Source organism: Actinotalea sp. (genome assembly GCF_041597215.1).
In the GTDB taxonomy this organism is placed as follows: Bacteria; Actinomycetota; Actinomycetes; order Actinomycetales; family Cellulomonadaceae; genus Actinotalea.
The window spans coordinates 1-11,408 of record NZ_JBFHHB010000095.1; the positions used below are offsets into that span (position 1 = coordinate 1).

10 protein-coding genes and 1 pseudogene are annotated in these 11,408 nt (G+C 72.4%); 6 read left to right on the forward strand and 5 right to left on the reverse strand.

The window, feature by feature from the left end; translation table 11 throughout:
• Positions 1-28: 28 nt before the first annotated feature.
• From ABWK99_RS08475 to ABWK99_RS08490, 4 genes are all read left to right on the forward strand, one after another.
• Positions 29-553: a bifunctional nuclease family protein gene (locus ABWK99_RS08475; RefSeq protein WP_372594263.1), complete on the forward strand. Its 525-nt coding sequence runs from the start codon at positions 29-31 to the stop codon at positions 551-553.
• A gap of 221 nt (positions 554-774) precedes the next feature.
• Complete coding sequence (locus tag ABWK99_RS08480; protein WP_372594264.1) at positions 775-1,362, forward strand: MerR family transcriptional regulator; 588 nt, start codon at positions 775-777, stop codon at positions 1,360-1,362.
• A gap of 89 nt (positions 1,363-1,451) precedes the next feature.
• Positions 1,452-4,850 carry a pyruvate carboxylase gene (locus ABWK99_RS08485; protein WP_372594265.1) on the forward strand — a complete coding sequence of 1,133 codons (3,399 nt, stop codon included), beginning with the start codon at positions 1,452-1,454 and terminating at the stop codon, positions 4,848-4,850.
• 159 nt (positions 4,851-5,009) lie between these two features.
• Positions 5,010-5,186 (forward strand): hypothetical protein, encoded by a 177-nt coding sequence (locus ABWK99_RS08490; RefSeq protein WP_372594266.1) that lies wholly within the window; start codon positions 5,010-5,012, stop codon positions 5,184-5,186.
• A 51-nt stretch (positions 5,187-5,237) separates the two neighbouring features.
• Here the strand turns inward: ABWK99_RS08490 and ABWK99_RS08495 are convergent, their stop codons facing one another.
• Entirely contained in the window at positions 5,238-5,531 is a 294-nt protein-coding gene (locus tag ABWK99_RS08495) for a hypothetical protein (RefSeq protein ID WP_372594267.1), read from the reverse strand.
• 146 nt (positions 5,532-5,677) lie between these two features.
• On the opposite strand from ABWK99_RS08495, the gene ABWK99_RS08500 reads away from it, so the two are divergent.
• Both ABWK99_RS08500 and ABWK99_RS08505 read left to right on the forward strand, forming a co-directional pair.
• Positions 5,678-6,166, forward strand: a complete 489-nt coding sequence (locus tag ABWK99_RS08500; RefSeq protein ID WP_372594268.1) for a heme-degrading domain-containing protein — start codon at positions 5,678-5,680, stop codon at positions 6,164-6,166.
• Between the two features lie 155 nt (positions 6,167-6,321).
• Positions 6,322-6,666 (forward strand): RNA polymerase-binding protein RbpA, encoded by a 345-nt coding sequence (locus tag ABWK99_RS08505; RefSeq protein ID WP_372594269.1) that lies wholly within the window; start codon positions 6,322-6,324, stop codon positions 6,664-6,666.
• A gap of 18 nt (positions 6,667-6,684) precedes the next feature.
• Here the strand turns inward: ABWK99_RS08505 and ABWK99_RS08510 are convergent, their stop codons facing one another.
• From ABWK99_RS08510 to ABWK99_RS08525, 4 genes and pseudogenes are all read right to left on the reverse strand, one after another.
• Positions 6,685-7,479, reverse strand: a complete 795-nt coding sequence (locus ABWK99_RS08510; RefSeq protein ID WP_372594270.1) for a polyprenol monophosphomannose synthase — start codon at positions 7,477-7,479, stop codon at positions 6,685-6,687.
• Positions 7,469-9,037: an apolipoprotein N-acyltransferase gene (gene lnt, locus ABWK99_RS08515; RefSeq protein ID WP_372594271.1), complete on the reverse strand. Its 1,569-nt coding sequence runs from the start codon at positions 9,035-9,037 to the stop codon at positions 7,469-7,471. The genes ABWK99_RS08510 and lnt overlap by 11 nt, the downstream gene beginning before the upstream one ends.
• A gap of 302 nt (positions 9,038-9,339) precedes the next feature.
• Complete coding sequence (locus ABWK99_RS08520) at positions 9,340-10,692, reverse strand: amidohydrolase family protein (RefSeq protein ID WP_372594272.1); 1,353 nt, start codon at positions 10,690-10,692, stop codon at positions 9,340-9,342.
• A 50-nt stretch (positions 10,693-10,742) separates the two neighbouring features.
• Positions 10,743-11,408, reverse strand: a pseudogene (locus ABWK99_RS08525) (RNA helicase); the annotation flags it as partial.

Below are 11,408 nucleotides of genomic sequence, written 5' to 3' on the forward strand. Positions count from 1 at the left end.
GCCCGCCGAGGAGTCGTACGTTGGTCGCATGGACACCTCCCTTGTCGAGCTCGACGTGCTCGGTGTGCGACGGCAGGGTGAGCAGGACGAGGTCGTGGTCCTGCTGCTGGACCTCGTCGGTCGTCGACTCCTGCCCATCGTGGTCGGCCCGAGCGAGGGTTCTGCGATCGCCGTGGGCCATGCGGGCATCCAGGCGCCGCGGCCGATGACGCACGACCTCCTCGTCGCAGTGCTGGCCGCCTGTGGGGGAGTGGTCACCCAGGTGGAGGTCACGGAGCTCACGGACGGCGTCTTCCATGCCGCTGTCGTGCTCGACGGCGGGAGCCGGGTCGACGCGCGCGCCTCCGACGCGATCGCCCTGGCGGTCCGCATCGGCTGCCCGGTCATGTGCGCACCCGACGTGCTCGAGGCGGCGTCGCTCCCGGTCGAGGGCGAGACGCCGGCGGACGAGGTCGCCCGGTTCCGGGTCTTCCTCGACACCGTCTCGCCCGAGGACTTCGGCGGTGATCCCGGGGAGGAGCACGACGCTGAGACCGGTCCCGGCGAGCCCTGAGGCCGACCGCCTGACCTCGCAGCCCCCAGGGCGCATACTGGGGGAGACGACGGTCGTCGGGACGGGTTCCTCACCTTCAAGCGGAACCTGAGACACGACGGCGCGACACGCCGACGTCACCTGGGGCGTCGGTCGTTGACCCGCCTGGGGAGCACCCCTAGTTTGAGGGTGTTCCTTCCGGGTTGCGGACGGGCGACGCAGCGGGACCGAAGGGAGCAGGCGTGACCAGCACCGGTGACACGGCGGCACGGCCGGCAGGGGTACCTCAACGAGCCCAGGGCCTGCTCTTCGGGGACGAGCTCCCCGACCTGGACACCGACTCCGGCTACCGGGGGCCCACGGCCTGCCGCGCCGCGGGGATCACCTACCGCCAGCTCGACTACTGGGCGCGCACCGGACTCGTCGAGCCGAGCATCCGGCCCGCGACCGGCTCCGGTACGCAGCGGCTCTACAGCTTCCGGGACATCCTCGTGCTCAAGGTCGTCAAGCGACTCCTGGACACCGGCGTCTCGCTGCAGCAGATCCGGACGGCCGTGCTGCACCTGCGCGAGCGCGGGGTCGAGGACCTCGCGCAGATCACCCTGATGAGCGACGGCGCGAGCGTCTACGAGTGCACCTCGCCCGACGAGGTCATCGACCTGGTCCAGGGTGGCCAGGGGGTCTTCGGGATCGCCGTCGGACGCGTCTGGCGGGAGGTCGAGGGCAGCCTCGCCTCGTTGCCGACCGTCCGCGCCGAGGACGAGGGCACCGCCGGTGCCGATCAGGTCGACGAGCTCTCGGCCCGTCGACGAGCCCGCTCGGCGGGCTGAGGCCCCGACGTCCCGCCCCCCGGACAACAGGCCTCCGGGGGGTCTTTGCCACTACGGTGTGGTTTCCCCGGTCGTGGATGAGGTGAGTCGTGTTCTCCAAGGTTCTCGTTGCCAACCGTGCTGAGATCGCCGTCCGTGCATTCCGTGCGGCGTTCGAGCTCGGTGCGCGGACCATCGCCGTGTACCCCTACGAGGACCGGAACTCCGAGCACCGCCTGAAGGCGGACGAGGCCTACCCGATCGGCGAGGCCGGTCACCCCGTCAAGGCCTACCTCGACATCGACGAGATCCTCCGGGTCGCCCGTGAGGCAGGCGCCGACGCGATCTACCCCGGCTACGGCTTCCTCTCGGAGAACCCCGACCTCGCCAGGGCCTGCGCCGATGCGGGCCTCACGTTCATCGGTCCGCCGCCGGAGGTGCTCGAGCTCGCAGGCGACAAGGTCCAGGCGATCCGCGCCGCCAAGGCAGCGGGGCTGCCGGTGCTCGCCTCCACCGACCCGTCCGACGACGCCGCCACGCTGATCGCGGCGGCGGCCGGCATCGGCTTCCCGCTGTTCGTCAAGGCGGTCGCCGGCGGCGGCGGTCGCGGGATGCGACGCGTGGAGACCGAGGCCGACCTCCCCGACGCCCTCGCCGCAGCGATGCGTGAGGCCGGGGGAGCGTTCGGGAACCCCACGGTCTACCTCGAGCAGGCGGTCCTGCGCCCGCGGCACATCGAGGTGCAGATCCTCGCCGACGCGACGGGTGACGTCGTCCACCTCTTCGAGCGTGACTGCTCGGTGCAGCGGCGCCACCAGAAGGTGATCGAGATCGCGCCCGCGCCGAACCTCGACCCCGACCTGCGCGACGCCTTGTGCCGTGACGCCGTCGCCTTCGCGCGGAGCATCGGTTATGTCAACGCCGGGACCGTCGAGTTCCTCGTCGACACCGCGGGGGAGCGGGCGGGGCAGCACGTCTTCATCGAGATGAACCCGCGCATCCAGGTCGAGCACACGGTGACCGAGGAGGTCACCGACATCGATCTCGTGTCCTCCCAGATGCGGATCGCAGCGGGAGCGACGCTCGCGGAGCTCGGGATCCGCCAGGAGACGATCCGCGTCAACGGCTCGGCGCTGCAGTGCCGGATCACGACAGAGGACCCGGCCAACGGGTTCCGCCCGGACACCGGGCGGGTCGTGGCCTACCGGTCCCCGGGTGGCGCCGGGGTGCGCCTGGACGGGGCCACCGCGACGGCCGGCGCGGAGATCAGCGGCCACTTCGACTCGATGCTGGTCAAGCTGACCTGCCGTGGTCACGACTTCCCGACCGCGGTGAGCCGTGCCCGCCGCGCGCTCGCCGAGTTCCGGATCCGTGGGATCCGCACCAACATCCCGTTCCTCAGGGGCGTCCTGGACGACCCGTCGTTCGTCGCGGGCGAGGTCTCGACGGCCTTCATCGAGGAGCGACCCGAGCTGCTCGCCGCCAAGGAGAGCGCAGACCGCGGCACCAAGCTCCTCGCCTACGTCGGAGACGTCACCGTCAACCGTCCGCACGGCTCGCGCGCCGGGATCATCGACCCGCGGCTCAAGACGCCCGCCGTCGACCTGGCAGCCGAGGCACCCGCGGGCAGCCGGCAGCGGCTCCTGGAGCTCGGGCCCGTCGGGTTCGCGACGGCGCTGCGGGAGCAGACCGCGCTCGGCGTCACCGACACGACCTTCCGCGATGCGCACCAGTCGCTTCTCGCCACGCGGGTGCGCACCTACGACCTGGTCACGGCAGCGCCGTACGTCGCGCGGATGACCCCCGAGCTGCTGAGCGTCGAGGCCTGGGGCGGGGCGACCTACGACGTCGCGCTGCGGTTCCTGGGGGAGGACCCGTGGGTCCGCCTGGCCGCGATGCGTGAGGCACTGCCGAACGTGGCGATCCAGATGCTGCTCCGTGGCCGCAACACGGTGGGCTACACGCCGTACCCGACCGAGGTGACGCACGCCTTCGTCCAGGAGGCGGCGAGCACCGGGATCGACATCTTCCGGATCTTCGACGCCCTCAACGACGTCGACCAGATGCGTCCTGCGATCGACGCGGTGCGGGAGACCGGGAGTGCGGTGGCCGAGGTCGCCCTGTGCTACACGGGCAACCTCACCGACCCGGGGGAGGACCTGTACACCCTCGACTACTACCTGCGTCTCGCGGAGACGATCGTCGAGGCCGGTGCCCACGTCCTGGCGATCAAGGACATGGCCGGGCTGCTCCGGCCGGCGGCCGCCAGGACCCTCGTCACAGCCCTGCGCGAGCGTTTCGACCTCCCGGTGCACCTGCACACGCACGACACCGCCGGCGGTCAGATGGCGACCCTGCTGGCAGCGTCCGACGCCGGGGTGGACGCGGTCGACACCGCCAGCGCCACGATGGCCGGGACGACGAGCCAGCCGTCGATGTCGGCGCTGGTCGCCGCGCTCGAGCACACCGAGCGGGACACCGGGCTGAGCCTGCGCGCGGTCTGCGACCTCGAGCCGTACTGGGAGGCCGTGCGCAGCGTCTACCGTCCCTTCGAGTCGGGGCTCCCGGGTCCCACGGGCCGTGTCTACGACCACGAGATCCCCGGCGGTCAGCTCTCGAACCTGCGTCAGCAGGCGATCGCCCTCGGCCTCGGTGACCGGTTCGAGCAGATCGAGGCGATGTACGCCGCCGCCGACCGGCTGCTGGGCCGACTGGTGAAGGTCACGCCGTCGAGCAAGGTCGTGGGAGACCTCGCCCTGCACCTGGTGGCCACGGGAGCGGACCCCGCGGCCTTCGCCGCGGACCCGCAGGACTTCGACATCCCCGACTCCGTGATCGGCTTCCTCGGCGGCGAGCTCGGCACCCCGCCAGGAGGCTGGCCGGAGCCCTTCCGCAGCAAGGCGCTGGAGGGACGCACGAGCACGCGGCGCACCGTCCCGCTCTCCGCCCAGGACCGGCTCGACCTGGCGGCGGACTCGGCGACCCGGCGCGATCGGCTCAACCACCTGCTCTTCCCCGGGCCGACCAAGGAGCTCGAGCAGGTCAGGGCGCAGTTCGGCGACGTGAGCGTGCTCGACACGATCACCTACCTGTACGGGATGCCCACCAATACCGAGGTCTCCGTCCAGCTCGGCCCTGGCGTCGGCCTGCTGCTCGGCGTCGAGGGCGTGGGGGAGGCCGATCCGCGCGGGATGCGCACGGTCATGTTCACCCTCAACGGTCAGCTGCGGCCGCTCCAGGTGCGCGACCGGTCCATCGAGGTCGACCAGGTGAGCGCAGAGAAGGCCGACCCGGGCACTCCCGGCCAGATCGCCGCTCCGTTCGCCGGTGCCGTGAGCCCGATCGTCCAGGAGGGGCAGCGCGTCGAGGCCGGCCAGACGGTCGCCACGATCGAGGCGATGAAGATGGAGGCGTCGATCACCACTCCCGTCGCCGGAGTCGTGCGCAGGGTAGCGATCGGCGGTGTGCAGCAGCTGGAGGGCGGGGACCTGGTCCTCATCGTCTCCTGACCGCCGTCTCCTGGTCCGTGCCCCCCGTCTCCTGGTCCGTGCCCGGCGCGAGGCGCGGACCAGGGGACGAGCAGCGCCGCGCGAGCGTCCTGCGGGGCCGGCGACCGGTCGGTGCGCAGATCGCCGGACGTGGGGGTAGCGTCGGCGGCGGAGGTAGCCATGACCACTCAGCAGCCGCCGATCCACCCCGACCCGCACGGCCACATCGGCGCCGAGGTCGAGGTCCCTCATCTCGAGGTGGACGAGACCGTACCGCCGCGCCCGGAGGAGGACATCGCCGACGCGGCACGCGCCGAGGACGTCGACGACACGTCAGATGTCCCTCAGGGGGGCTGAGCCGCCCGTCACCACCGTGGGCGTCGAGTGGACCTCACCGGCCCGGTACACCTAGACGGGTCCGTTGCCGTCCGGCTCGGCACCGGCAGCCTGCTGCGCGCGCCAGGCCCGCCAGAGCATCAGGGCACCGCGAGCGGCGACGAGGGCGCCGATGGCGACCAGCACCCAGGTCAGCCCGATGGCCGTTCCGGTCCGGATCGGTCCGGACTGGTAGGCGATCACTCCGACGCCGACCACCATCCACAGCACGGCCGACCACCACCAACGATCGTCGAGGGCGCTGCGCGTGGCGGGGGCCTCGTCCTCCGGGTGCGTGCCGTCGGGGGGAGGCGGGGTGGTCGACATGCCCCCAGCCTACGGGGCGCACGACCCGGTGCCCGAGCGGGAACTGACATAATGTCCATTATCGGCGAAGCGCGGATCCTGGACGTCGCGGGCGCCGGGCCCGGCACCTGTGGCAGGCTCGCCAGCGACCCGAGGAGGACGGCACCATGGCACAGGACCGGCAGGAGCTCGACAGGCTCATCGCGGAGATCACCGCACAGCAGCAACGACTCGTCCTCAGGCACTTCGACAACGACGACGCCTGGTCGCTGGGCTGCCTCCTCGTGGAGCTCGCCCATGAGCGCGCCCTGCCGATCGTCGTGGACATCCGCCGTGGCGCGCACCAGCTGTTCCACGCCGCGATGGCCGGCACGACGCCCGACAACGACACCTGGGTCGAACGCAAGGTGCGCGTCGTCGAACGCTTCGGCGCTCCGTCGTACCTCATGGGCCTGCGGGCCCTCGCCGAAGGGACGACCTTCCCGGTGAAGTACAGTCTCAGCGAGCAGGAGTACGCGGCGCACGGCGGCGCGTTCCCCCTCACGGTCCACGGCGTCGGGCAGGTCGGCACGGTCACCGTCTCGGGACTCCCGCAGGCGCAGGACCACGCCTTGGTCGTCGAGGCACTCGAACAGGTGTTCGACCAGCAGTCCTGAACCCCTCACGGCCCGCTCGACGGCTCCGGCTCCCCCGGACGTTCACCGGACCTTCACGACCGGTGCGGAACATCGCCCCCCGGCGGGGCGTTGTGCTGACGAGCAATGCTGGACGGGGTGCGCGACCGCCCCACGGCCGGAACGGAGGTGTCGCCATGGCAGACCGCTCACTGCGCGGGATGCGCATCGGTGCGAACAGCCTGGAGAGTGACGTCGGCGTCGAGCTGGCGCCCCGACTCGAGGCACGGTACGACTGCCCCAACGGGCACACGATCGTCCTGCCCTTTGCCGCCGAGGCCGACGTCCCGGTGACCTGGGAGTGCCGATGCGGCGAGGAGGCGATCCTCCGGGACGCCAGCAAGCCGGAGGCCAAGGCGGGCAAGCCGCCCAGGACGCACTGGGACATGCTGCTCGAGCGCCGTACGGTGGTCGAGCTCGAGGAGCTCCTCACCGAGCGTCTCGAGCTGCTCCGGGCCGGGAAGCTGCGCCGCTCGGCGTAGCTCCGGTCGAGGATCGGGCTAGGACGGCCGTCGCCTTCGGGCGGCGGCCGTCGTCGTGCGTAGCAGTGCCGCGAGCTGAGCGCCCCTGCGCTGGAAGCCCCACAGCGTCACCCGGCGCAGCGCCTCGGCGACGATGTCGTTGCTCATCTTCGACTCGCCCTCCACCCGGTCGACGAACAGGACGGGGACCTCGCGGACCACTCCCCCGGCGTCGTGCACCCGGAGCGCCATGTCGATCTGGAAGCAGTACCCCTGCGAGGCCACCCCGGCCAGGTCGACCGCCCGCAGGGCCGAGGCGCGGTACGCCCGGAAGCCGCCCGTGGCGTCGTTCAACGGGATCCCCGTGGCGAGACGGGTGAAGAGGTTCGCCCCCCGAGACAGGACCTCGCGGTGCAGCGGCCAGTTCTGCACGCGACCGCCGCGCACCCATCTGGAGCCGAGAACGAGGTCGGCGGGACCTCCCGAGGAGGGGTCGAGGGCGGCGAGGAGCGAGGGCAGCTGCTCCGGCTGGTGGGAGCCGTCCGCGTCCATCTCCACCACGACCGCGTAGTCGCGGTCCAGCGCCCAGCGGAAGCCCGCGAGGTAGGCGGAGCCGAGGCCCTGCTTCCCGCTGCGGTGCAGGACGTGCACCGCACGATCCTGCGCCGCCAGCTCCTCCACGACCTCGCCGGTGCCGTCCGGGCTTCCGTCGTCGACCACGAGGACATCGGCCTCGGGCACGGCCGCACGCAGCCGGGCGAGCGTGCCCGGCACCGTGCGGGCCTCGTTGTAGGTGGGGACGACGACGAGTGTGCGTGGGACGTCAGCGGCCACCGGGCACCTCTCTCTGGGGTCGACGGACCTTCGCGGCTCCGGCCGCGCCGGCGATCGGGATGAGCACGGCCAGTCCGCGCAGCGCCCAGGAGAACAGGTCTCCGAAACGTGTCGCGGGCGTCAGCTCGGTGCGCAGGGGAAGGGAGGCGATCATCTGGTCGGCGGTGAACAGCCGGGTGCTCTGCGTCACCACACCGTTCGGGCTGATCACGGCGCTGACGCCGACGGTCGAGATCTGCACCGTCGCTCGTCCGTGCTCGATGGCGCGCAGCCGGGACATGGCCAGCTGCTGCGTCGACTCGTCCGTCCGCCCGAAGGTCGCGTTGTTCGTCTGGACGACGAGCACCTCACCCCCCGCGGCGACGGCGTCGCGGACGATGTCGTCGTAGGCGACCTCGAAGCAGATGACGTCGCCGATGCCGACCGTGCGGCCCAGTCGCGGCACGTCGACCGGGACGAGGCCGACCTCCGTGCCGGCGATCATGTCCGTGCGCACCCGGTCGACGTCGGAGGAGAAGAGCCGGGCGATCTCTCGCATCGGGATGTACTCGGCGAACGGCGCCGGGTGCTGCTTCGCGTAGCTGAACAGCGGCCCCTGCTCGGGGTCCCACAGCAGCGAGATGTTCAGCCGGCCGCCGGTCGAGGGGTACTCCAGGGTGCCGAGCAGCAACGGGGCCGCCAGGGCCTGTGCCACCCCGGCGACCGCGTCGCCCGTCTCCGCATCCGTACGCGGGTCGTAGTCGGCGCCGTTCTCCGGCCAGAGCACCAGGTCGAGGTCACCCGGCGCGACGGTGTCCAGCAGGGCGTAGGTGCCCAGGACATGGTTCTCCAGCACCTGGCGCGCCTGGTCGAAGGAGTCGAGACCGAGGTCCGGGACGTCTCCCTGGACGGCGGCGACCTCGAGGGTCCCCGTCTGGGCGGCCGCGTCCAGCGGGACGAGCCAGCCGCCACCGACGGTGAGCATGCCGAGCACGACGGCGGCGCTCGCCGAGCCGATGTCGAGGGTCCGCAGCCGTCGCAGGGCGACGGCGAGGAGCACGCCGACGACGACGACGAGGAGCGAGACGAGGGGCGCGCCGCCGAGCCAGGCGTAGCGAGCAAGCGGGGAGTCCGCCTGGGAGAACGCCAGGCGCCCCCACGGGAACCCGCCGAAGGGAAGCACGGAGCGGGCCTCCTCCAGGCCCACCCACAGCACCGCCGCAGCCGGGACCTGCCACCGCGCGCGTCGCCAGATCACCAGGCCGCGCCGCGCCCAGGTCCACGCCGCGCCGAACAGCGCGATCGACCCGGCCTGGGCCACCGAGAGGGCCCACCACGGCACCGGGCCGACAGCGAGCTCTGCCCACGTCAGGTGCGGGAGGAAGAACGCCAGCCCGAAGACGAACCCGACAAGGGTGTTCCACCACGCGCTGTCGCGCCCCATCGCAAGGACCAGCAGCGCGATCGCGAGAAAGGCTGCCGGCCACCAGCCGAGACCCGGGAAGGCGGCGTCGCAGAGCACTCCCCCGGCCACGGCCTGGAGGATCGAGGTCCCCCGGCGGGGCGCTGCGAATACCACTGACTCAGCGTACGGGCTGCGGGAGGGAGGTCCGGCCGACCGACCCGTGCGTCCTTCGGTCCGGACCGAAGTCCGTTGTCTACTGAACGCACGGGTCAAGCCGGAGCCCTTCGCCCTGCCGCGGCCGAGGGGCTGCACTCAGCTCGCGGCGGGAAGGGACAGCAAGCAACCTATCGGGTCTGCGTTTCGCGTCAAGGAGGTGAAACCGCAGGTCAGGACCATGTGTGCAGGTCAGAGGATCGCAACGAATCTCTTCGGATACCTCCACCTGGCGGCGTGTCGCTCGGCGTGTCGGACCGCATTCACCCGAGGGTGTCGAAGATCACCTTCCCGGCGCGGAGCGTGCGGACGCACACCGGGCGGGGTATGTCGTGGCCGAGCTCCGGGAGGAGGGGCGTACCCGCGCGCGGATCGGTGCTCCAGGCCGCGAGCCGACCGTCGGGGGCCTGCACGACGAGGCTCTCGGCACGCCAGATGGCGAGGTGGGCAGGGGCCCCGAGGCGGATCTCCCCGGCACCCGTCCCGTCGAGGTGGGCCGCTCGCCACCCGCCCCGGGTGTGCGCGCGGAAGGCGGCCCGGGCCGAGACCCGCTGGCCCGGGTCGGTGTGCAGCACGGCCGCCCGCACGGCGCCCCAGGGGTCGAAGGCGGACTCGGGGCTCGCCGAGCCGAGCGCGAGCGGGACGCCGGCACCGGCCAGGTCCGCCAGCGGCACCAGGGCCTCCGCCCGCATCGCCCCGAGGCGCTGCGACTGCCATCCGCCGGGGCCGGACCCCTCCAGGGCCCGATGGGGCTGGGCCACGACGGACAGCCCGAGCAGGATCATGCTGGCCAGGGCCGAGGCGTCGGTCATCGGGGCGTGCTCGAGGCGGTGGCCCACGCCACGCACGGCACCCATTCCCTCGATCTCTGCTGCCACCTGGATGCCCAGCAGCGCCTCGTGCAGGGCACGGTCGCCGACGACGTGGAAGCCTGCCTGGACGCCGGCGCGGGTCGCAGCGGCCGTGTGGTTGGCCACCTGCTCGGCGCCGAGCAGGAGCTCACCCTTGGAGCCCGCGGCGTCGGCGTAGTCGAACCGCAGCGCTGCCGTCCGGTCGACGAGCTCGCCGTCCAGGTGCAGCGCTCCCAGCCCGACGAGTCCGGGGACGTCGCCGAGGATCGCCCGCGCGTCGTCGACCGTCTCGCAGCGCTCGGCGCGGTAGCCCAGCACGGCGGGCCAGCCGCAGGACTCGCCGGACGTCCCGGCGATGACGGCCGCGAGGCCCGCGCGGTCGTCGTCCTCTGGGTTGCTCTGCTCGTGCACCGCGACGATCCCCGCCGATGCCGCGGCGTACAGTGCCGCCGCGTAGACCTCGTGCATCGCGTCCGACCCGGCGAGGTCCCACCTCTCGGCGCCGACGTGGTCCGTCCCGGGGGCTGAGCGCCCGGCGGCGAGCTCCGCGCGGCCCACCGGGACCAGGTGGGTGTGCGCGTCGACGAAGGCAGGGGCGATCAGTGCCCCGTCGACGTCCACGACCTCGTCCGCCCCGTCGACGACCGTGTGGATCGTCGACTCCGCGCCCAACCAGGCGACCTGCCCGTCGACCACCAGGACGGCCTCGGCGAACGGATCGGTCCTGGAGTGCACGACGCCGTTGCGGTACAGGGTGGAGCCCATCGGGGCAACGTAGCGCACGGGAACGATCACGGCCCGTCGGGTCCGCCGTGCTAGACGGAGCTGTACGCCACCACCCCGCGCCGGACCTGGTCGACCGCCGCCCGCGCCGTCGACCTCGTGCGAGGGGAGGTCGCTGCCGTCGCCACCTGGTCGAGCAGGTCGATCACCTGCTTGCACCATCGCACGAAGTCCCCGGCTGCGAGGTCGGTACCGCTCAGGACGCCCGCCAGCCCGCGTCCGGACGCCCACCGGTGCACGGGCTCGACCAGACCGGTGTCCAGCCGCCTGGTGGCGCTCAATCCGCGCTCCTGCTCGAGGTCGTCCAGCCGCGACCACACGCGCACCGTCGCGTCGAGCGCGCGGCCGAGCCTCCCGTTCGGCCCACCCGGCACCGCCGGGGAGTGCTCCGGCTCCTCGCGCCTCGCCTCGAAGACCACGGCGGCGACGACGGCCGCCATCCCGGCCGGGTCCAGACCGTCCCAGGACCCCGCGCGCAGGCACTCGGCGACGAGCAGGTCGTTCTCGGCGTACAGGCGCCGCAGGGTCTGCCCGGCCTCGGTCACCTCCAGCTCACCGTCCGAGGTGGACTCCAGATGACCGGTCTCGAGCAGGACCTCGCAGACGGTGTCGAAGACCCGTGCGATCGAGCTCGTCCGTCCCTCGATCCGCCGGACCAGGCCGGCGTGCTCGGACTGCAGCCGGTGGTGCCGCTCGGC

What these genes read in the sequence shown, in the direction of transcription:
- ABWK99_RS08520 (WP_372594272.1), bottom strand. Translation starts at nt 10,692, where the DNA reads ATGGGCTCCACCCTGTACCGCAACGGCGTCGTGCACTCCAGGACCGAT.
- ABWK99_RS08505 (WP_372594269.1), top strand. Translation starts at nt 6,322, where the DNA reads ATGGCAGACCGCTCACTGCGCGGGATGCGCATCGGTGCGAACAGCCTG.
- ABWK99_RS08500 (WP_372594268.1), top strand. Translation starts at nt 5,678, where the DNA reads ATGGCACAGGACCGGCAGGAGCTCGACAGGCTCATCGCGGAGATCACC.
- ABWK99_RS08495 (WP_372594267.1), bottom strand. Translation starts at nt 5,531, where the DNA reads ATGTCGACCACCCCGCCTCCCCCCGACGGCACGCACCCGGAGGACGAG.
- ABWK99_RS08490 (WP_372594266.1), top strand. Translation starts at nt 5,010, where the DNA reads ATGACCACTCAGCAGCCGCCGATCCACCCCGACCCGCACGGCCACATC.
- ABWK99_RS08475 (WP_372594263.1), top strand. Translation starts at nt 29, where the DNA reads ATGGACACCTCCCTTGTCGAGCTCGACGTGCTCGGTGTGCGACGGCAG.